We start from the raw sequence: 21,640 nt of genomic DNA, 5'->3' as shown, positions 1-21,640 counted from the left end.
TTTAGCAGAGACAAATTTAATTTTTTTAACATTTTTTTTAGAAAAAAATTGATTCGCATGTTAAATTCATTGTATCTTTGACGGGCAAATAGGGTATTTAACCATTTGCCATGAATCCAAACACAGATAAATTTCTCTTCGAAGCACTCACCTATGATGATGTGCTTTTAGTACCGGGATATTCCGAGGTACTTCCCCGCGACACCTCTACTTCTACGCGCCTTACCAAAAACATTCAACTGGAAATTCCATTGGTTTCTGCAGCCATGGACACTGTTACTGAAGCTGAATTGGCCATTGCCATAGCCTTAGAAGGCGGGCTGGGTTTTATTCACAAAAACATGACCATCGAAAAGCAGGCAGCTCAGGTAAGAAAGGTAAAAAGATCTCAAAGTGGAATGATCTTGGATCCCATTACCTTAGACATCGATGCCAAAGTAAAAGATGCAGAGGCTATAATGAGTGAATTCAATATTGGGGGCATTCCTGTAGTAGATGAGAACAGGTTTCTCAAAGGAATCATCACCAATAGGGATTTACGATTTATCAAGGACCTAAGTCGACCGGTCAAGGAGATCATGACCATGGAAAACCTAATCACCGCAAAAGCGGGGATTACGTTAGAAGAGGCAGAAGAAGTCCTTCAAGAATATAAAATCGAGAAGCTGCCTATAGTGGATGAAGAGTATAAGTTGACCGGCTTAATTACTTATAAGGATATCCTAAAGCGCAGAGATAAACCTCATGCGTGTAAGGATAGTTTTGGCCGATTACGTGTAGGCGCTGCAGTAGGTGTTACTGCTGATATAGAGCAAAGAGTGGGAGCCTTGGTAAATGCAGGAGTAGATGTTATTAGTATCGATACCGCTCATGGCCATTCCAAAGGAGTGATTGAGACTTGTAAAAAGATCAAAACCATATTCCCAGACCTTGATGTGATTGTTGGGAACATCGCCACTGCAGAAGCCGCTATAGCTTTGGCAGATGCCGGAGCCGATGGAGTAAAAGTGGGCGTTGGGCCCGGTAGTATTTGTACCACTCGGGTGATTGCCGGTGTGGGTATGCCTCAACTGTCGGCTGTCATGGAGTGTTCAAATGCCTTGAAAGGAAGAGATGTTCCTGTTATTGCAGATGGAGGAATTCGATATTCCGGAGATATTGTAAAAGCCTTGGCTGCCGGAGCTGCTTCAGTAATGATTGGTTCTATCCTTGCTGGAACTGAGGAAGCACCCGGAGAGATAATTATCTTTGACGGAAGGAAATTTAAATCTTACCGAGGTATGGGCTCTCTAGAGGCCATGGAATCGGGATCCAAAGATCGTTATTTCCAAGATGCCGAAGAAAACATTAAGAAACTGGTACCTGAAGGTATAGTGGGACGAATAGCTTTCAAAGGCCTAGTTTCAGAAGTGCTGTACCAAATGGTAGGAGGCTTGCAGGCAGGTATGGGGTATTGCGGAACAGCTACCATAAATGACCTTAGGGAAAAAGGAAAATTTGTCAAGATTACTTCTGCCGGAGTAAGAGAGTCACATCCACATGACATCAACATAACAAGAGAAGCACCGAACTATAGTGCCAAATCTTAATACGGGATATTCAATAATGAAAAAAGGCCGATGGAAATTTTCCACCGGCCTTTTTTAATGTATAAAGGGGTTTTAATCCATTCCTAAAAAGTCCACATCAAAGACCAATACTGAGTTGGCCGGAACCCTCGCTACACTCTCATTGTCTTGGTAGGCGTAGGGAGAAGGAATGATAATGGTAGCTTTAGCCCCACTTCGAATTCGCTGAAACCCATAAGTAAAGCCCTGAATGGCCCCACCATTAGAAGTACTTTGCCCAAGGAAGAAAGAAAAAATATCGTAATTTCTGTCTTCATCGTAAATATCATTTTCTAAAGCTACGTCTTCAAGGTTGGAGTCAAAAACAGTCCCATCCAGCAAATAACCGGTGTAATTGGTATAAACCACATTCCCTGAAACAGGTCTTGACCCGGTTCCTTCCTCTGTCACTATGATCACCACTCCCGAAGGATCGTGGATCCTATAAAGGCTGTCATATTGAGCAGTTTCTAAATAGGTATCAATTTTTTCCCTGTCAATGGCTAAATTTCCTTCCGTATCATAGGTAGGATAGCCATAGCCACTCAAGTTGTCATCACATGAAAAACTGACAATGGCCAGACAGAAAATAATAATTAATTGATTTGTACGCATCCTTTAGCTATTAATATTTAAGGTTCTTGATAAGGTCTGTTTTCTGTCAGGTCTAATTCAAAAACCAAAACAGAATTTGGTGGGATAGAACCTGCCCCCTGAGTTCCATAACCATAATAAGATGGAATAAGTACTGTCGCTTTTTCTCCTTCTTTCATTCGAGAAAGTGCAGCGGTCCAACCTTGGATAACACGCGACACTCCAAGCACTAGTTTATAGGGTTCGTAGGTTCTGGATTCACTATAGAGTCCATTGTCCCTTGCCGTTTGCTCAATGGAAGTGTCAAATACGGTGCCGTCTAGTAACATACCGGTATAATCCACAGCCAAAGTATCTGCGTAAGCTGCTACTTCACCTTCTTCTACTACTTCCGTAAATAAAAGTACAATACCTGTCCCTTCTATTTCTTCCTCTTTCATGTATTCATCTGGGAAATTCTGAATATAGGTTTCAATTTTATCGAGATCTTCTTGAAAAATCACGTCCAAATTTTCCTCTTCTGAGACACAAGAAAGTAAAACAGCGAAAAGAGGCATGAATGCCAGATACTTAATATTTCTAATCATGGTAGGTATGTATATAATAATAGTTGCAAAAGCAGGTATTCAATAAACTACTGCTTTTTTACGTCAGTTACTTCCACGTCAAATATTAAAATAGAGTTAGGTACAATTACTGCTCCTCTTTGACTAGGCCCATAGGCTAGTGGAGAAGGAATCAATAACTTGGCTTTTGAACCCTTTTTTAACAATTGAAGGCCTTCATCCCAACCCGGAATAACCATTCCTTGGCCTACACTGAATGTAAATGGTTCGTAAGGTCTTCCTTCTGTATAGGTTCCTGCATCTTTGGCTTTGCTTTCAATACTGGTATCGAATACAGTACCGTCAAGCACATAACCGGTATAGTTTACAGAGATTTCGTCTCCTTGTTCTATTTGTGCACCTGAACCTTCTTTCTCTATGACGTAATAAACACCTGATTCTGTCTTGTCAGCGTCCAAATTATTTTCAGAAATATAGCTTTCTATGGATTGGATATCATCTTCCAATTGAACTTTGGCTTCTTCAGCCTGTTTTCTTTGTCCTTCGGCAGCCAAATCATTGAAGTAGTCTTGGAATACTTCTTCTTCCAATACATTTACCACACCAATCTGTATGGTTACTGTTTCGTCATTTTCCAAAAATGGAGGCACGCCCTCGGGAGTGAAGATTTTTTCTGCAGTAGAAGTAATTACGATACTGTCACCATTGTTAAGATTTAGGAAAATCTCATCAACGCCTGTTCTCGCTGTTGCAGTATCTAAATGTTGCAAATAAGGAGGCATTGGCTGATCATAACTAGAGATAAACAAGGAGTCACTTCCGGTTTTGGCAGTAAAGTGGTAAACGACAAATTCTCCGTCTTTGGTTTCTTTGTCACCTTGTGATACATAACGGTATTCTATTCCGTCCGAGGTTGTTTCTGTCTTCTCACAAGAGTACAACAGTGAACTAGATGCCAATACCAAGGCACTAAAAACTAAATTATTGATTTTTTTCATCGACTAATTCTAATTGATTAAATAAGATTTGTTTGTTTTCTTTTATTAATTCTTTAAACCGGTCTACGGTTTGTTCTAAATTTACATCTGAAATACCTCCGGAAGCATTTTTATGCCCTCCTCCATTAAAGTATTTGGCTGCAAATTTATTTACAGATACGTCTTCAGCAGAGCGAAAAGAGATTTTGACTCCATCTTTCCTTTCTGTAAATAAGGCTGCAATTTTAATTCCATCCAAAGAAAGGGCATAATTTACAAGACCTTCTGTATCTCCGGTTTGGGATTGGTATTTCCTCAGGTCCTTTTTACTTATAGCAAAAAAAGCAGTGTTAAGTTCCGGTAAAATAGTCAACCTTCTGGTAAGGGCAAATCCTAAAAATTTTAGTCGATTTACTGAGTAAGTATCATATATTAACCGAGCAATCTTGGAGTTGTCAGCTCCCAGATCGATTAATTCCGCTGTTACTAAATGTACATTTTTGGTGGTATTGGGATGTCTGAACCCTCCTGTATCGGTCATGATTCCCGAATAAAGGCATTCAGCAATGTCCTTGTCAATCAGATCTCTATCCCCTACCTTTACCATTAAGTCATACAATAACTCACAGGTAGCTGCTGCTTCAGTGCTGCAAAAGCTGAAATCCGCAAAGTCTTCCGGTTCCTGATGGTGGTCTATATTGACAATATAAGCTTTGGATTGACGCACGGAATCTTCCATTTTTTGAAGTCGACTAAGACAACAGAAGTCCAAGCAGAATATAATATCTGCCTCAGCAATCAATTTTTCAGCTTTCTCAACCTTTTCAGGGTCTTCATAATTTATCACTTCATCATTCCCTTTCATCCAATGAAGGAAAACAGGATAATCTGACGGCGTAATTACTTCTACTTGGTGTTTTTTCTTATTTAAATAGCCGGCTAAAGCTAATGAAGATCCAAGCGCATCTGCGTCAGGTTTATGATGGGTTGTGATTATAATCTTTTTGGACGAAGCTGAAGAAATCTGTTCTTTAAATAGATTTATATTCTGCATGTGTAATAATTGAGTACCGTATTTAAAAAACACAGATGACAAAGTTCCATATAATTTTCTGAAATTCCCAATTCCTATTTTATCGAAAGATAGACTTTATTTATTATCTGTTTTAAACTTTCGCACTTTAACTTAAAAGGATTAATTTTACAGCCATAACTAATAATCCAAATAAAATTTTATGGCTACCAATAGAACGTTTACAATGATCAAGCCTGATGCCTTCGGTGCTGGGAATTCAGGAGCAATCTTAAAAATGATTGAAGAGGCAGGATTCAAAATCATTGCTTTGAAAAAAACCCAATTGAATGAAGAATTGGCGGGAGAATTTTACAAAGTTCATGAAGAAAGACCCTTTTACAGCGCATTGTGTAAGTATATGTCTTCAGGGCCCATTATTGCTGCAATTTTAGAAAAAGACAATGCAATTGCTGATTTTAGAAAATTAATAGGTGCTACCAATCCTGATGATGCTGAGGAAGGCACCATTAGAAAATTATATGCTACCTCCATTGAAGCCAATGCTGTTCATGGATCCGACTCTGATGAAAATGCTGAGATTGAAGGAAGCTACTTTTTTAATGCATTTGAAAAATAAAGTGAATTTTGTTTTCTATCCCTCTCGGATTCTGAGAGGGATAGAAAAATTTAAGATTTTTTAACAATTGCTGTTGATTCATCAGATTAAAAATCACAGCCTTAAAGGATTTTTTTTAAATTGGCAACAGATAAACTTGATATGCCATGCAAAAAATATTCTCCTCTCTACTTTTTTTGTTAACCCTTAGTATCCCTAGTTTTTCCCAAGAGTCTTTGCTTAGAATTAAAATCGCTGACAATCAAAGGTTTCTTGTTACTGAAGATGGCAGCCCCTTTTTTTGGATGGCAGATACAGCTTGGGAGTTATTCCATAGATGTGATGATGAGGAGATAGACTACTACCTAAATAAAAGAGCAGAACAAGGGTTCAATGTAATTCAGGCGGTCGCTCTGGCAGAAATTGATGGATTAAACAGCCCAAATGCCTTTGGAGAGACCCCTTTATTTGAAAATGACCCCACTCAACCAAATCCTCGCTATTTTGATTATATCGCTAAAGTATTGAAAAAGGCAGAGGCTAAAGGCTTATATGTTGCCTTGCTGCCGACTTGGGGAGATAAGGTCTTTAAGAAAGGTTGGGGTGTAGGCCCTGAGGTTTTTAATGTGGAGAATGCGGAAGTATTTGGTAGGTGGATAGGTAACCGATTCAAGGATTTCACCAATGTGATATGGGTTATTGGAGGGGATAGAAACCCAAGAGAGAACAGCACAGATATTGATATATGGCGTGCAATGGCCAAAGGTATTGCCAGCCAGACCGGAGGCAATGAAAACACCCTGATGACCTTTCACCCCCAGCCTACGGCTCCGGGAGGGTCAAGCAATTGGTTTCATCAAGACAAGTGGCTGGACTTTAATATGCACCAAACGGGCCATTGCCCGAATCAAGCTACCTATAAAAAGATCACACACGATTATAATCTTATACCCATTAAACCCACCATTGATGGGGAACCACTTTACGAAGATCATCCCAATTGTTTTAAGCCGGAGGAATTGGGGCACAGCATACCGGAGGATATTCGAAGAATTATGTATTGGAATGTTTTTGCCGGCGCATTTGGTCAGTCCTATGGCTGTCATGCAGTCTGGCAGATGTTTACACCGGAGCGGGAAGGAATCAACTTTCCTTTGAGACCATGGAAAGTTGCCTTAGATCTCCCCATGGCTTCACAAGTTCAACACCTCAAAAACTTGATGTTGAGTAGGCCTTTCTTAACCAGGATCCCGGATCAGAACATGGTGGTTGATAAACAGGAAGATGATGAAAGTTATGTAATAGCTACCAGAGATCAGGAGGGAAGTTATGCGATGATCTATATTCCCACCGGAAAAACAGTCACCCTAAACACTTCCATCATGAAATCCAAAACCTTGAAGTGTTCATGGTATGACCCACGAACAGGTGCTTGGACTGATGCCGGATTTGTCAGCAGTTCTCCATCATTTACTTATACGGCGCCAAGCTCAGGTGGAAAGGGACACGATTGGGTTATGGTTTTGGATGCCATTTAGTCGGCCTTCCCTGCTTACTTATTTTCACTTTTTTTCTTGAAAAACACTTGCCTCACCCACCTAGGTAAAAAGATGGCCCCTAATAAAAGATAGGGATAATAAGAAAACATCCGCCAAAGAATACTGGTGACAAAGGTATAACCGGTCAGGAACTCATTGAAGAACTGTGTAAAGAAAAACTCTGCTGTTCCACTACTTCCGGGAGTTGGGCTGATCATCATTACGATCCACATGATAATCTGCCTTGCAAAAACGACCACGTGTTCGAAAACCGAAAGTGTTTCAAAGGCAGATATTAGGGCGTTGAGCATTAAGTATCTTGAAGACCAAATGAAAACGGTGGTAAGGATAATAATCAGCCAATATTTGAAATTCTTCCCTTTGAGTTCTTTGCTAGCCTCAATGATTTGATCCCCATAATTATTGGCCTGATATTTCCATTTTCGAAGCCATTTGATTGAAAATAGCCTGAGCATTATCCACTTGAATACCCTTGGACGGTAAAACAAGGCCAAGGCCATTAATACTGAATAAATGGTGTACAAGGTATAACTTCCCCAAAACAGGTATTCCATGCTTGAGCCCAATCTCATTTCCAGCACTCTGCTTTCAGGGAAAATATAGCCCTGGGCTAAAAACAAAATGATGGGCGCACCTAAGACAAAGAATAAATTGTCCATAATGGCTGTCAGCATGGTGAAAGCCAAAGCTTTCCCTAGGGGAATGCCTTCTTTATTTAGGATAAACACAGCTACAGCCGTTCCCCCTACAATAGAAGGAGTCACTGCTGAGGCAAATTCCCACAAAATGATTACATATATGGCCCTAGACCAAGTCAAGTGTTTATTGGTTACTTCCCTGATCCGAAAAACGTAGCCGGCATCCCGTAGGACGATAAAAACCATTGCCAATAATATGGACCAAATTGAAGCATCAAAAACTCCTCTTAAAGTTTGGGCATTTACAGTCGGATCCATGTAAAACATAGCAAAGACTATGGCGATCCCAATAAACACAGGAACCCAAACCTTATTTGGATTTAAGGTTTTAAATACTTCCCTATTGTCTAATTTCATAAGTTTTCTACAGGTATAGCTTCTAATCGTTCTACCCAGAAATTGTTAAAACCCTCTCCTATTTTTATTGTCACCAGCGTAAGCTGAAGGAGCTCTAAAATGGCTAAAAAAGTATAGATAATAAAAATTTTATCAGGATTCAGGACAATAAAGTCTGAAAAAGGGATTCTGGGATTTTCTTCCAGTCGATCTAAAACCAATGATTTTTGTTGTTCTATGGAATAGGGATATTGAATCACCGTATGCTTTGTGGTATCCTGGCTATGGGCATATTTCGTCAAAACTCTTTGGTACACTTTTAATAAGCGATACAGGTCAAGGTCCTGGAGTTCGGCATCCACCTGATCTATTTGATTGATCTGCTTGAGCTCTTGCACCACATTGCCTCTGGCAAATTTGGACATCCTTTCCTCTTCCATACTTGCAAGTTCGCTAACTACGGACTTGTATTTTTTATATTCCAATAAATGTTTTATTAGATCTTCCCGGGGATCTATTTCTTCTCCATCTTCATTAAGTTCAGGCCTGGGGAGAAGCATTTTCGATTTCACTTTCATCAAAGTGGCTGCAAATAATATAAATTCACTGGCCACCTCAATCTCCATTTTTTCCAGATGGTGAATATAATCAAGAAAATCATTGGTGATTTTAGATATGGGAATATCATATATATCCAGTTCATCACGCTCAATGAAAAACAGCATAAGGTCAAATGGCCCTTCGAATAAAGGTAATTTGATTTCGAAACTCACTGGATAAGATTATTTTTTGTTATTTTTGTATTTCTTATTGTGTTCAAAGATATCACATATCTTGTTAAATCAATAGGCAAGTCAATAATTTCCATAAAGGTATGGAGGCCTGAATAATTATTGGTAATATTAAACATTATATCCTATGAATAGGTTATAGTTTTCTATAAATGAAGATAAGTATATGCAAATAGAACCTGGAAAATTACTTAGAGGAATCCTTTACCCGGAAGACCTTAAAAACCTCAGTAAAGACCAATTGGTTCAAATCTGTGATGAATTGAGACAGTTTATCATTGACCATGTTTCTGTTTATGGAGGTCACTTTGGTGCTGGCTTAGGCGTCGTGGAACTTACTGTAGCATTGCATTATGTGCTCAATACTCCTGATGATCAGTTGATTTGGGATGTGGGCCATCAGGCTTATGGACACAAGATCCTTACCGGCCGTAGAAATGACTTTCATACCAATAGATTATACAAGGGCCTATCCGGATTTCCCAAAAGGAAAGAAAGTCCTTTCGATTCTTTTGGCGTAGGACATTCCAGCACTTCCATCTCGGCTGCTCTGGGAATGGCCATGGCTTCAAAATATAAGGGGGATACCAAAAGGCAGCATGTGGCCGTAATAGGTGATGGTGCGATGACAGGAGGAATGGCCTTTGAAGCGATGAATCATGCCGGTGTTTCAGACAGTAATATGGTGATCATCCTCAATGACAATTGCATGTCTATTGACCCTAATGTTGGGGCATTGAAGGATTACCTTACAGACATCACCACCTCCCATACTTACAACAAAGTGAAGGACGAAGTATGGCACCTGTTGGGTAAAATCAGTAAATTTGGTTTCAGTGCTCAAGATGTAGTTTCAAAAGTGGAGGGAGCCATAAAATCTGCCTTGCTGAAACAAAGCAACTTATTTGAGTCCTTAAACTTGCGCTATTTCGGACCGGTGGATGGCCATGATGTTAATCACTTGGTGGAGGTACTCAATGACCTTAAAGATATTCCGGGACCAAAGATTCTTCATTGCATAACCGTAAAGGGTAAAGGCTTTGCCCCCGCAGAAAAAGACCAGACCAAATGGCATGCTCCGGGGAAATTTGATAAAATTACCGGAGAAATTGCTAAGAAAGTACCTACTACTCCCCAAGCACCCAAATACCAAGATGTATTTGGACATACCTTGGTGGAGCTGGCAGAAAAGAATGATAAAATCGTGGGGGTTACTCCTGCGATGCCCTCCGGATCTTCCATGAATATCATGATGAAGGCTTTTCCTGATCGATCCTTTGATGTGGGAATAGCAGAACAGCATGCAGTTACTTTTTCCGCAGGACTGTCTACTCAGGGCTTGGTTCCCTTTTGTAATATCTACAGCACCTTTATGCAGCGGGCATATGATCAGGTGATTCATGATGTTTGCCTCCAAGATTTGCCGGTTGTGCTTTGCCTGGATAGGGCGGGGTTTGCCGGTGCAGATGGGCCTACCCACCATGGTGCCTATGATTTGGCTTATTTGCGTTGTGTACCTAATCTTGTGGTTAGCGCCCCTATGAACGAAGAGGAGTTGCGAAACCTAATGTTTTCAGGTGCGGAGCACCAGGCCCCTTATGCCATCAGGTATCCAAGAGGTCAGGGTGTTATGCCTGATTGGAAAAAACCGCTTAGGAAAATACCAACAGGTCAGGGAAGGATAATTACCGAAGGTAAAGACATTGCCATACTAAGTATTGGGCATATTGGTAATTATGTGCTCGACAATGCGGAGAAGTTTGAATCTCTGGGACTAAGCGTTGCCCATTATGACATGCGTTTTGTCAAACCTCTTGACGAGTCATTGCTGCATGAGGTTTTTGGTAAATTTGACAAAGTGATCACGGTGGAGGACGGTTGTCTGATGGGGGGATTTGGTAGTGCTGTCTTGGAATGGATGATGGACCACGGTTATCAGGCAAGAATAAAACGTTTGGGCATACCTGATAAAGTCATCGAACATGGAGAGCAAATAGAATTGCACCATGAATGCGGTTTTGATGCTTCCGGAATTCTGCAAACGGTGAAAGATATGATGAACCTAAATGTGGAAGATAAAATTAAGATTTGAAAATACCAGTCTTATTATAGATGAGGAAATCCGGCCGGTTTCCTCATTTTTTTTTAAATTGGACCGATGTATAAGTAATTTAATCCGCTACTTCCATGTCCGATATAATAAACCCAAGAAGGGAATTTTTGAAGAAAGCTACGGCGGCATCTGTTGCGCTGACTCTTAGCCGGCCGTCATTTACTAAACCCTTAGAAAAGAAAAAGAATAAGCTTCCACAATGGCGAGGCTTTAATTTGTTGGATTTTTTTAACCCCATTCCCGAAAAAGGACGGAAGACAAAACCTGCTTATTATAAATACATGGCCGATTGGGGTTTTGATTTTGCCAGAATCCCTATTTCCTATCCAAGTTATTTGTCCTTTGATCGAAGCAAGCCCATACGTCCGGATGAGGTACTACAATTCAATAACAAAATACTGGATGAGATTGATGAAATTGTTCACAATTGCCAGCAACAAGGATTGCATGTTAGTTTAAATCTGCACAGAGCGCCTGGGTTTTGTATCAATGCAGGTTTCAGAGAGCCGTACAACCTTTGGGAGGATGAGGAAGCTTTGGAAGCCTTTTGTGCCCACTGGGAAATGTGGGCCAAACGCTACAAAAATATATCTTCTAAGAAGTTAAGTTTTGATTTGGTCAATGAACCGTACAAAAGGCTTAACCCGAATGACCAGCATTCCCCGGGAGGCCCTGTGCCGGTAAATGAATATAGGAAAGTGGCAGAGGCTGCGCTGAAAACAATTAAAGGTGTCAATAAAAACCGATTGGTCATTGCAGATGGAAATGGAGGAGGAGGCATGGCTATTCCTGAATTTGCTGATTTGGATTTGCACCAAAGTTGCCGGGGTTACTTTCCCATGCATATTTCCCATCACAAAGCACCTTGGGTTTTTAAAGATCCTGAAAGCCTGTCGAAGCCGAATTGGCCGGGAATGCACAATGAGCGGCATTATGGCAAAGCAGACTTGGAAAAACATTACGCACCTTGGATTGCTTTGCTGGAGCAAGGTGTAGGTGTTCACTGCGGAGAGTTGGGTTGTTACAACAAAACTCCCCATAAAGTCTTTTTATCCTGGTTTGGGGATATTTTAGACATTTTAGATGACAATGGAATAGGTTTTGGTTTATGGGAGTTTTCCGGCTCTTTCGGCCTGCTTAACTCCGGAAGGACAGATATTGCATATGAAGATTGGTACGGAGAGAAATTAGATAGGGAATTGTTAAATTTATTGATGAAATATGCCTGAGATATCCTATTGGAAAAAAGGAAAGGGCCAACCCCTCGTTTTGCTTCCCGGTTTTTGCGAAACGAAAGAAATGTGGACAGATTTTGTGGAGCCGCTATTGACGAGTTGTGAAGTCTGGTGCCCTGATTTGCCGGGATTTGGTAGCAGCGATGCCTATAATGGTGATTTTACGATTTCAGATATAGGAAAAGAACTGGCCCAGTGGATGCTAACCAATAATATAGGCCATGCAAGCCTTATAGGCCACTCCCTTGGCGGTTATTTGGCCTTGGAAATGGCACAACTGCCAAACCTCACTTTAAGTGGGTTGGGATTGTTTCATTCCACGGCCTATCCCGATAGTGAAGAAAAAAAGGATAGTAGGGAAAAGACAGTGGAATTTGTGAACAAGCACGGGGTAAATAAATTTATCAGTTCCTCATTGCCACTGCTGTTCAAAAGAGAAAACAGGGATCGCTGCAAGGGAGCCATTGACCAACTTATAGCACATGCCAGTCAACTTCCCCGGGACAGTATCATAAATTACCTGAAGGCCATGCGGGACAGAGATGACAATAGGGAAACACTTGCAGCCTTTCCAAATCCAAAACTGATGATCTGTGGGGTTGAGGACACTGCCGTAACCCTAGCAGACAGCCTGAACCACAAGAAGCTTGTCGATCAGTTCTGTCAACTTTCGGATTGCGGACATATGGGAATGTTTGAACAAAAGGAAAAAACGCAAGCTGCCATTTGCGATTTTATGGAAAGCTTGAAAAGCTAGTAGGTAGCTCTTCCTCCGGATAAATCAAACACAAAACCGGTATTAAAACTGGCTTCGTCTGAAAGTATCCAACTAGCGATAGCAGCTGCTTCATCTACAGTACCAAGGCGCTGCATGGGGATTTTTGAAGCCATATATTCCAATTGTGCTGGATCGGTATCTTTGTTCATGGCCGTTAGAATAACCGCAGGGGCCAAACCATTGACTGTGATTCCGGAGGTGGCATATTCTTTTCCTAAAGCCTTTACCAAGCCTATTACTCCGGCTTTGGTGGCAGAATATCCCACCATATTTGGGTTTCCTTCTTTACCGGCTATAGAAGCGATAAGGAGGATTCTACCATATTGTGCCTTCTCCATATGTTTTAGGGCATATTTGGCAGTTAAAAAAGAGCCCCTCAAATTGACATTATATATTTTGTCAAATTCCTCAGTAGCATAATCGGTTATTTTTATCTGGGTAGGACCTACTATGCCTGCGGAATTTACCAGTATGTCAAGTTTTCCAAAGTGACTGATGGTTGCTTGATAAGCATCTTGTACAGCTGATTCCTTTGAAATATCAACAACAAAAGCTTTTACGGGCAGGCCAGAATCTTGCCATTCCTTTTCTAAAGCAAGTAATTTGTCTTGATTGAAGTCCCAAAGCGCAATACTTGCACCTTCAGCTACCAATCTCTCGGCAATTGCTTTCCCTATGCCATCTGCAGCTCCGGTAATTACTGCAACCCTGTCTTTATATCTTGATTTAGTCATTGAAATGATTTTTTGGATTTTCTACCTTTAAAATTAATAAAGTGCAAATGAATATTACTTACAGCTGCCTTAGATTTAAGAAAAATCTTTTTAGCCACAGGCTCATTTTTTTATTTTCTGCCACAATATTTACAACAATTATTTTAAATTACTAAAGGAATTATATCAGCTTGGAAAAGGATGTCCTTATTTCTAATTAAATTCTTGGCCCTAAGATTGCTTGGGTTTTGCTGAAATTGCTGGGAAAAAGCCAAATTAAAAGCGTTGCTTACAACTATTTCTGTTGATTTTAAACTTAACCTCACAATCCTGAGTTACATCTATTAATTATTCAATAATAAAATATACCAGAATCTCAATTGACAAAATAACCTGATAATAATTGGCTAGCGTTTTTTTAAAGACCGTTAAGTGGTTGGAATTTAAACTGTTAATGGCTTGTCTATTGTTGGGGTAACTTAAACAAAAACCGTTATGAAAAAGTCCAGACACTTAATTGTTCTAATCTTACTCCTATCTTTTACCTCATGTAGCTCACTCAGCTCCATGAACCCACTAAGTTTACTTACAGGAAACAAATGGAAGCTTGCCGGAATGATGGGCAAAGCCCTAGATGTTGGAAAATTTGCTGATGCTTTACCAATGCTAAGTTTTATGGACGGTGGGAAGTTGAGTGGTTTCACCGGTTGTAATAATTTTTCCGGAAATTTTAATTTGGATGGAAAAAGCCTTTCACTAGACCCCGGTGCCATGACCAAAAAAGCATGTCAGGGTTCAGGAGAAAATGAATTTTTGAATGCACTTTCCATGGTAAGTGATTTTAAAGTAAGCAAAGATAATTTGACATTGATGGATGGAGCCAAGGAACTTCTGCGATTTGTTCCAGAAAATTAAATCCAACTATCTTTTTGCACTTATAAGCTACCCATTTGCTTTAGAAGCAAATGGGTAGCTAACTAATGGAAATAATACCTGGGCTTTTTAACAGTACCCACATTGGTTCGAATTATTCCCAAATCAAATGATTGCCCTTTTATTACCTAACACTCACCTGAATTATCAATTGGGATGAAAAAAAGGGATGGTTCCAAAGAGGCTTTCCGGAGTAGAAGCTTTATTGCTTCCCCATACGATGTCCCCAAAACCATTTACCTTTCTATCGGAACATAGTTGTCACCATGGAAGAAAAAACAAATTATCAGTCCAAGCAAAAAGTCATCAGTGAGTGGGTTCATTCATTCAGCGATTACCTCTATAGCTGGGCATATCATAAAACCAATAGTAATGAAACCGCTGAAGACTTGGTTCAGGAGGTATTTATGGCGGCCGTTAAAAATTATGAGAAATTTGAAGGTAGAAGTAGTCCTAAAACATGGTTGTTAAAAATTTTAAACAATAAGATTATTGATCATTACCGGAAGTCATCTAAGAAACAAAATGATCAGGATGATACTGCCTCTCAGTTTACCGATTCATTTTTTAATGGTGCGGACAACTGGAAGGCCAATGGACTTGAAGAAGCCTGGACAAAGGAAAGTCATTTGCTAGATGATCCGGCTTTCAATAAAGTTATGGAAATATGTATTGAAGATCTCCCTAACAAATGGCGCCTAGCAATTCTTTCAAAATATCTTCTACAAAAAGAATCCGTGGAGATCTGTCAGGAGCTAGAAATTACGATGTCTAATTATTGGCAAGTATTACATAGAGGCAAGTTACTTCTAAAAAAATGTTTGGAAGTCAACTGGTTTGTAAAAAATAATTAATAGGGATGTTTTTGGAGAAAATAATGAGTCAATTGCTTCTTTCATGTAAGGAAGCTACTTTCTTAATAGAAAAAAAAATGGTCAGTCCGCTGACTTTTACGCAAAGGCTAAGACTTGGGGTGCATTTAAAACTTTGTAAGGTTTGCAGTGCGTATGAGAGTCAAAGTGAAACCATGAATAAGGCCTTGGAGAAATGGGTCAAGGAAGGTGCGCTCTCCAAAACGCTACCTTCAAAAATCAAATCAGATATTCTGGAAAAAATAAATCGTAAATAATTTTATTTTTCTGTCAGGCCATTAACTTATTCACGTCTATTTGGTTATATCACTGAAATTCAATTGATGAGAAGGGAAATGCTTACTTTTTCTTTTCTCTGAATTTTATATTTAAATCAAATTATTAACCAAATAGACCTAGTTATGGAACTCAGTACTTTTCAAAAAAGCTTGAATAAAGACAATCCTTACGATTTTTCAGCCTTAAAGGCGGTCTTTCTAAATTGTACCCTTAAAAAATCCCCCGAACTCTCCCACACTGAGGGTTTGATAAAAATGAGTGAGGCCATTATGAAGGCAAATGGGATATCCACTGAAATAATTCGCCCTGTAGATCATCAAATTGCTTTCGGTGTATATCCGGACATGACCGAGCATGGCTGGGATAGGGATGATTGGCCTGCCATTCAGGAAAAAGTAATGGCAGCAGATATTTTGGTAATAGGAAGCCCTATTTGGCTGGGAGAAAAATCTTCCATAGCCACCCTTGTCATAGAAAGGTTATATGGATTTTCAGGAGAAATGAACACTCAGGGGCAATACGCCTATTATGGAAAAACCGGAGGTTGTCTGATTACCGGAAATGAAGATGGAATCAAACATTGCGCCATGAACCTTTTGTATAGTCTGCAGCACCTTGGCTATGTAATCCCTCCCCAGGCAGATGCTGGATGGATAGGTGAAGCAGGGCCAGGCCCATCTTATTTGGACAAAAACTCTGGCGGTATTGAAAATGATTTCACCAATAGAAATACCACATTCATGACTTGGAACCTCATGCATATGGCCAATATGCTTAAAAACGGTATTCCTTCCTATGGCAACCAAAGAGACAAGTGGGATAACCGGGAAACCAAAGACCATCCTAATCCTGAATACAGGTAGTTTATCAAAACGCACCCTATTTAATGGAAGGAAAAAGGGCTAGTCAGACCAGTAAACTCAGAATTTTACGGAAAGATTTCCAGACCCTTTTTCCGCAGTGGTGCGATAAACCTTTGGTTGGGCTATGGCTAATTTGCCTAATATTGCCCACCTCCCTTTTCAAATATCAAGCATACTATCTATAAAGCTAAATAACTTCGATAATTATGGGAAATGTACATTTACTTAAATTTTATCTATTTATTGCCACCTTTTTTTTAGCAATCACTTGTGTGCATGCACAGCAAAAAACGATTCCTAAAACAGATCAATATTTTGATTTGGCTCTAGGCTTTGGAGAAAAAAGTCAAACAAGCTACGCTCTCTCATGGAATAAAAACTATGGATTGTTTTCTTCTAAAAAGCTAAGGTTAGGTTATGGTGTTCGCTTTTCAGGACTTAACGGGAAAGAGCTCAACTACATTACTGCTCCAGCAGATTTGACAGGTGATGACGCGACTATTGATTCTCTATTTATGAATAAAGCCAATACCATGGCCTTGAATGCCATGATTAATATCCAATACCAGTTTCATCCAAAATTCAAGGCTGGATTTAATATCGATGCCTTGGGGCTAGGTTTTGGCGGGGAGCAAAGTGCCAATTTTATCAGCTCAGAAAACACAGGTCAGTTTCCTCAGAGCGTATCAGCTAGCCCAACCTCATTTAATGCCCTGTTGGGAGGTGACAATGACCTTGGCCAACTCAAATCAGAGTTTTATGCGGCTTATGCGGTCTCCCAAAAAACATGGCTAAGGGCTGGATTTGACATGACGTTTTCGGAATACACAACGGAACAAAACTTAAGCTATGAAAATGACAGATTCAGAAATAAAGCCATGTTATTTTTCGTCGCTGTTTCTTACAATCCCTTCAAGTGATTAACAATTAACCCTTATATATCATGAAATCTTCGATTTTCATCCTCCTGTTTTATTGGTTTTTGGCACCTAATGTAAATGCTCCTGAAACGGAATCTGTCAACAGTCTTGAAGAATCTTACATTAAATTCAATATTCGAAACCTGGGATTAAATGTGGAAGGCACTTTTAAATCGTTTAAAACCAAGGTGCAATACAATGAATCTCAACCTGGGAAAAGTAGCTTTTCCGCAGAAATTCAAAGCAATTCTATAGATACAGGCATCACCAAGCGAGACAATCACCTTAAAAAGTCAGAGTACTTTGATGTTGCCCAATACCCTACCATTAGCTTTCAGTCTACAAAGGTATCAGCAGTGGGAGAAGATAGGCTCAAGGTTTTAGGTGACTTAACAATAAAAGGGAAAACACTCCCAATAACCCTACCTGTGTCCATTATAAACAAAGGATCAGTAAGGGAATTTAGAATTGAGGGCGAACTCGACCGAAGAGATTATAAAGTTGGCGGGAGCAGCTGGGTAATGTCCGACGATGTCTACTTAGACCTTCTTATTGTGAATTAATGTTCAACTTAATTGCTTGCTTCAGATTACTATTGCTTTCACCCCTCTTCCTTGCTAATTGTTTGTAAGCATCACCTCTAGCTTGTCTTGACTTGCTAATAGCTTTATAAAATGTCTATAATGTTGAAGTGCTATACTGCCATCATGCTGTTTTCTGCTTTGGTTCCCGAAGCTGAATCCAGACAGTCAAAGCAAGACAGTACAATATTTAAGGCTTTGCCTTTGGCCTATTTTACCCCTGAAACAAGGATTGCGGCAGAGGGTTTTGCATTTTATAGTTTTTATGCAAAAGAAAGCAAAAGAAAATCCAATTTGCGGATGTTTGTTACCTACACCCAAAACAAGCAGTATTTACTAATTCTTCCTTGGCAAGTATACACCTCAGGGGATCAATATTTCTTGAATGGCAGCATTGACTATCGCAAATTTCCTGAATATTATTATGGATTGGGAAACAATACCAAGGAGACCTCAAGGGCACTTTATACATTTAAGGCCTTAACATTTAAGAGTAAAAGTTACAAAAGGCTAAAAAAAGACACTTATATTGGTTTGGCGCTCCAAGGTCAATGGCTGAAGCCGAAATTTCCGGAGATGGAGCCTCTTTTTGAGGATGTTTTGGTGGGGAATGGAAGAGAAGGATACAGCTATATGGGCTTTGGACCGGCTGTGATGTGGGACAGAAGGGATCATATTTTATCCCCTTCTTCCGGAAGCTTTATTGAGTTTAGTCCTTTAATTGGTTTAGGGAAAAGCAATCATTCTGCGATTAATTTTGGTTTACTAAGTTTGGACATAAGGCATTATTTGGCACTTTCTGACAATATTACCTGGGCCAATCAATTTTTGACCCAGTTGTCTTTTGGTGAAGTGCCATTTCGAACTTTACCAACCTTGGGAGGACCATTTCTTCATAGGGGATACTATCAAGGAAGGTTTAGAGACAATCATTCTGCGATCGTCCAGTCTGAATACAGGCATCATGTGATTGGGAGGTTTGGCTTTGTTGTATTTGGCTCAGCAGGAAGGGTTTACAACACCTTAAAGGAGAAATTATATAAAAACATACATTTTGCTGCAGGTGGAGGCCTAAGGGTGCGCATAAGTAAAAAGGACAGAACCAATGTAAGATTGGATTACAGCTTTACTTCTGATTCACGTGGTTTCTACATTTATTTTGCAGAGGCTTTTTAAAACAAATGAAATTTAAAAGTAACTTCATCACCAAACTGACCCACTGGGAATATTGGCCAACTTGGCTGGTTTATTCACCTGTGGTATTTTATTACCTGTTACTTTCAGCAAGGGCCAGGTCCTTCTTTTTCTTCACCTTAACTAATCCGCATATGGAAATGGGGGGGCTTTATAACTGCAGCAAATACCGTCAGCTTCGTAAACTCCCGTCTGACCTAATACCAAAAACAGTTTTTCTTAAACCGGGAACTTCAATGGAAATGGCCCTTAAAGCCCTATCCAATATAGGAATTGAATTTCCCTTGATCGCAAAACCCGACAGGGGAGAAAGGGGCACGGCAGTGAAGGTCATTAGAAACAGGGTGGGGTTGAAAGCCTACCTGGATCATAGCAAGGCAGATATTCTATTGCAGGAATTTATCCAAACCTCTTTTGAGGCAGGGGTTTTTTATTACAAATTACCTACTGAGAAGGCAGGGAATATACCTTCCATAGTATTGAAGGAATTTTTGACCGTAGTGGGGGATGGTAAAACTAGCCTTAAAGAACTGGTTGATGAATCTCCTCGAGGTAGACTCGTAAGCAAAAATCTGTTCAAAGGCGATGGTTTGAATCCTGAGGAGGTGTTGCCTTTAGGGAAAGAAAGAATACTTGAGCCCATTGGCAATCACAATAGAGGTACCAAATTTATCGATGGAACAAAATTAAGCAACCCTACTCTAGTTCGGTTTTTTGATAAGTTGAGTCTTCAGCTAGATAGCTTTTATTATGGAAGGGTAGATTTAAAAGCCAATTCGGTGGAAGATTTTGTTCAAGGTAGAGGAATTAAAGTCTTGGAAATTAATGGGGTGAATGCGGAGCCGGCGCATATTTATGACCCTGATGCAAAACTGTGGGAAGGGATCAAAACACTATTAAAGCATTGGAGCTTGATCTATAAAATCAGTAAAGAAAATAGTTCGTTTTTGCATTCAACTACCTCATTAAAAGAAGCTTGGGCACATTATGTGCAAAGAAAAAAAATAAAAAAATGACGGGATTATGTCAGGTTTTATGGCCAAATACGTCTATTTTAAAGAACGGTTTTATACTGTAATCAAAATTAGGATTCCGAATATTGAATTATGAAAGCTGAATGTAAACAGAACCTTGAGCAAATTTCCGGTCTTTTGGAAAAGCTAAGCCCCCAGCAATACAATTATAAGTCTAAATTTCTGTCAGGAGCCACCATAGGTCAACACATTCGGCATATTCTTGAATTTTATATTTGTATTAGAGAAGCCGTGGATTCAAAAATGACGGCGATCAATTATGACAAAAGAAAACGAGACAATTCAATAGAACAGGATCCCAAAACAGCCTTAACTGCCGTTGATAATGTGGTACAGTTCTTAGAGGGAGAAAAGTTTTCAGGAAATGCTTCTCTCGTCACCAATTTTTCCCTTTTGGATGACTGTAATTGTATTATTCCATCTTCCTTTCTAAGGGAGTTGGTTTATTGTCTAGAGCATAGCATTCACCACCAGGCTTTGATTAAAATTTCCCTTTTAGATCAGGGACTTGTGCATTTGGTAGATAGCGATTTTGGAGTAGCACCTTCCACTACAAAAGCCCGACTTGCCAAAGCAGGCAAGCTTTAGCACTTTTTTTATTCATTCAGAGACCAATTGTAGTCTTTGAAAGAAATTTTGGCCTCTTTACTCAGGTGCTTATCAGCATATTGGTTGATAAATTCCACTAAACTACCGTCTCGGGTAAAATCTTCCTTAAACCAAGAAAATAGTGGTGACAATTCCGCCTGTTTGTTATCCAAGGTGTTGTGCTTAGGATTATTGATGAATGCTTGGGCAGCTTGCTCCAATTGTGCGTCTAAATTATTGGCTGAGTAGGCATGGTTCATTAATTGGGGGCAAGAGACAGAAGCACAGTTAATGGCAAAATGAATTCTTGGTTCATTGAATTCTTTTCTCAGGATTTTATGTTCTATTTCATCCAGGCTTGCCGGTTTTCCTCCTATTTCAAAGAACTCCAGGTGCCATACGGTGTTGACAAGCGGTATGTTTAGCCTTGGTTTAATGTCTTTTATACTTTTTACGGGATAGTGCTTGAGTATCAATTTAATGGTGAATGCATTGTAGGCATTGATCCAATATGCCAATTGCTCTGCTTCCGACCAGGTATCTCTATCGGGTGGATTGGTGCTCAGCAAAGTTAGATAAATATCTAATTTATCCATATCAGCATTAAAACCATTATAGTCTACCTTTCCTTGTTCGTTTACATGGGCTTGAAGTAGCTGGTCAAAAGATGTGTGGCTAGGTGGATTTGTGCCTGATTGACCCAAGCCGGAACTTCCACAAGAAAGGTTAATTAAAAGAATGCTGTAGTAAATAAATAGTTTTATCATGATAGGTTGGG

General features: G+C 39.7%; 23 protein-coding genes. 15 read left to right on the top strand and 8 right to left on the bottom strand.

The window, feature by feature from the left end; all coding sequences use genetic code 11:
• Positions 1–110 precede the first annotated feature (110 nt).
• On the top strand, positions 111–1,589 hold the full coding sequence (gene guaB, locus Q4534_RS11150; RefSeq protein WP_303613254.1) for an IMP dehydrogenase: 1,479 nt from the start codon (positions 111–113) through the stop codon (positions 1,587–1,589).
• A gap of 72 nt (positions 1,590–1,661) precedes the next feature.
• On the opposite strand, the gene Q4534_RS11145 is transcribed toward guaB, so the two are convergent.
• From Q4534_RS11145 to Q4534_RS11130, 4 genes are read right to left on the bottom strand one after another with little or no spacing between them, the layout of a single operon-like run.
• Positions 1,662–2,222: an FKBP-type peptidyl-prolyl cis-trans isomerase gene (locus tag Q4534_RS11145; protein WP_303613253.1), complete on the bottom strand. Its 561-nt coding sequence runs from the start codon at positions 2,220–2,222 to the stop codon at positions 1,662–1,664.
• 17 nt (positions 2,223–2,239) lie between these two features.
• Positions 2,240–2,788 (bottom strand): FKBP-type peptidyl-prolyl cis-trans isomerase, encoded by a 549-nt coding sequence (locus Q4534_RS11140; protein ID WP_303613252.1) that lies wholly within the window; start codon positions 2,786–2,788, stop codon positions 2,240–2,242.
• A gap of 47 nt (positions 2,789–2,835) precedes the next feature.
• Positions 2,836–3,765 (bottom strand): FKBP-type peptidyl-prolyl cis-trans isomerase, encoded by a 930-nt coding sequence (locus Q4534_RS11135; RefSeq protein WP_303613251.1) that lies wholly within the window; start codon positions 3,763–3,765, stop codon positions 2,836–2,838.
• The gene (locus tag Q4534_RS11130) at positions 3,749–4,798 is read right to left on the bottom strand and encodes a bifunctional oligoribonuclease/PAP phosphatase NrnA (RefSeq protein WP_303613250.1); all 1,050 of its coding nucleotides are present in this window, start codon (positions 4,796–4,798) and stop codon (positions 3,749–3,751) included. Before Q4534_RS11130 ends, Q4534_RS11135 begins: the two co-directional genes overlap by 17 nt.
• 181 nt (positions 4,799–4,979) lie before the next feature.
• Here Q4534_RS11130 and Q4534_RS11125 point away from each other — a divergent pair, with 181 nt between their 5' ends.
• Positions 4,980–5,396, top strand: coding sequence for a nucleoside-diphosphate kinase (locus Q4534_RS11125; RefSeq protein WP_303613249.1), 417 nt, complete (start codon positions 4,980–4,982; stop codon positions 5,394–5,396).
• Positions 5,397–5,542: 146 nt separating this feature from the next.
• Positions 5,543–6,913: a glycoside hydrolase family 140 protein gene (locus Q4534_RS11120; protein WP_303613248.1), complete on the top strand. Its 1,371-nt coding sequence runs from the start codon at positions 5,543–5,545 to the stop codon at positions 6,911–6,913.
• Between the two features lie 14 nt (positions 6,914–6,927).
• Here Q4534_RS11120 and Q4534_RS11115 read toward each other — a convergent pair whose 3' ends face one another.
• Together Q4534_RS11115 and Q4534_RS11110 are read right to left on the bottom strand one after the other, a co-directional pair.
• Positions 6,928–7,989 (bottom strand): lysylphosphatidylglycerol synthase transmembrane domain-containing protein, encoded by a 1,062-nt coding sequence (locus Q4534_RS11115; protein ID WP_303613247.1) that lies wholly within the window; start codon positions 7,987–7,989, stop codon positions 6,928–6,930.
• Positions 7,986–8,741: a ScpA family protein gene (locus tag Q4534_RS11110; protein WP_303613246.1), complete on the bottom strand. Its 756-nt coding sequence runs from the start codon at positions 8,739–8,741 to the stop codon at positions 7,986–7,988. Before Q4534_RS11110 ends, Q4534_RS11115 begins: the two co-directional genes overlap by 4 nt.
• 184 nt (positions 8,742–8,925) lie before the next feature.
• Between Q4534_RS11110 and dxs the strand changes: the two genes are divergently transcribed.
• The 3 genes from dxs to Q4534_RS11095 all read left to right on the top strand — a co-directional run bounded on the left by dxs (position 8,926) and on the right by Q4534_RS11095 (position 12,864).
• Positions 8,926–10,851 carry a 1-deoxy-D-xylulose-5-phosphate synthase gene (gene dxs / locus Q4534_RS11105; protein WP_303613245.1) on the top strand — a complete coding sequence of 642 codons (1,926 nt, stop codon included), beginning with the start codon at positions 8,926–8,928 and terminating at the stop codon, positions 10,849–10,851.
• A 95-nt stretch (positions 10,852–10,946) separates the two neighbouring features.
• On the top strand, positions 10,947–12,101 hold the full coding sequence (locus tag Q4534_RS11100) for a glycoside hydrolase family 5 protein (RefSeq protein WP_303613244.1): 1,155 nt from the start codon (positions 10,947–10,949) through the stop codon (positions 12,099–12,101).
• Positions 12,094–12,864, top strand: a complete 771-nt coding sequence (locus Q4534_RS11095; protein WP_303613243.1) for an alpha/beta fold hydrolase — start codon at positions 12,094–12,096, stop codon at positions 12,862–12,864. Before Q4534_RS11100 ends, Q4534_RS11095 begins: the two co-directional genes overlap by 8 nt.
• Here the strand turns inward: Q4534_RS11095 and Q4534_RS11090 are convergent.
• Positions 12,861–13,619 (bottom strand): SDR family NAD(P)-dependent oxidoreductase, encoded by a 759-nt coding sequence (locus Q4534_RS11090; RefSeq protein ID WP_303613242.1) that lies wholly within the window; start codon positions 13,617–13,619, stop codon positions 12,861–12,863. The genes Q4534_RS11095 and Q4534_RS11090 overlap by 4 nt on opposite strands.
• A 474-nt stretch (positions 13,620–14,093) precedes the next feature.
• Between Q4534_RS11090 and Q4534_RS11085 the strand changes: the two genes are divergently transcribed.
• The 9 genes from Q4534_RS11085 (at position 14,094) to Q4534_RS11045 (ending at position 20,862) form a co-directional block, all read left to right on the top strand.
• A complete protein-coding gene (locus tag Q4534_RS11085) occupies positions 14,094–14,513 on the top strand; it encodes an META domain-containing protein (RefSeq protein ID WP_303613241.1) in 420 nt (139 codons plus the stop codon).
• Between the two features lie 284 nt (positions 14,514–14,797).
• The gene (locus tag Q4534_RS11080; RefSeq protein WP_303613240.1) at positions 14,798–15,385 is read left to right on the top strand and encodes a sigma-70 family RNA polymerase sigma factor; all 588 of its coding nucleotides are present in this window, start codon (positions 14,798–14,800) and stop codon (positions 15,383–15,385) included.
• A gap of 23 nt (positions 15,386–15,408) precedes the next feature.
• A complete protein-coding gene (locus Q4534_RS11075) occupies positions 15,409–15,660 on the top strand; it encodes a hypothetical protein (protein ID WP_303613239.1) in 252 nt (83 codons plus the stop codon).
• A gap of 144 nt (positions 15,661–15,804) precedes the next feature.
• A complete protein-coding gene (locus Q4534_RS11070; protein ID WP_303613238.1) occupies positions 15,805–16,545 on the top strand; it encodes a flavodoxin family protein in 741 nt (246 codons plus the stop codon).
• Positions 16,546–16,751: 206 nt separating this feature from the next.
• Entirely contained in the window at positions 16,752–17,465 is a 714-nt protein-coding gene (locus tag Q4534_RS11065) for a hypothetical protein (RefSeq protein ID WP_303613237.1), read from the top strand.
• A 23-nt stretch (positions 17,466–17,488) separates the two neighbouring features.
• Positions 17,489–18,028, top strand: a complete 540-nt coding sequence (locus Q4534_RS11060; RefSeq protein WP_303613236.1) for a YceI family protein — start codon at positions 17,489–17,491, stop codon at positions 18,026–18,028.
• 120 nt (positions 18,029–18,148) lie between these two features.
• Entirely contained in the window at positions 18,149–19,222 is a 1,074-nt protein-coding gene (locus Q4534_RS11055; RefSeq protein ID WP_303613235.1) for a hypothetical protein, read from the top strand.
• A gap of 5 nt (positions 19,223–19,227) precedes the next feature.
• The gene (locus Q4534_RS11050; RefSeq protein WP_303613234.1) at positions 19,228–20,256 is read left to right on the top strand and encodes a hypothetical protein; all 1,029 of its coding nucleotides are present in this window, start codon (positions 19,228–19,230) and stop codon (positions 20,254–20,256) included.
• 90 nt (positions 20,257–20,346) lie between these two features.
• Positions 20,347–20,862, top strand: a complete 516-nt coding sequence (locus tag Q4534_RS11045; protein ID WP_303613233.1) for a DinB family protein — start codon at positions 20,347–20,349, stop codon at positions 20,860–20,862.
• 8 nt (positions 20,863–20,870) lie between these two features.
• Here Q4534_RS11045 and Q4534_RS11040 read toward each other — a convergent pair whose 3' ends face one another.
• Positions 20,871–21,629, bottom strand: a complete 759-nt coding sequence (locus Q4534_RS11040) for a DUF547 domain-containing protein (RefSeq protein WP_303613232.1) — start codon at positions 21,627–21,629, stop codon at positions 20,871–20,873.
• Positions 21,630–21,640: the final 11 nt, after the last annotated feature.

The organism is Cyclobacterium sp. 1_MG-2023, assembly GCF_030546805.1.
GTDB lineage: Bacteria > Bacteroidota > Bacteroidia > Cytophagales > Cyclobacteriaceae > Cyclobacterium.
The sequence above is the reverse complement of the archived record's forward strand: the minus strand, read 5'-3'. Positions and strand labels throughout refer to the sequence as shown.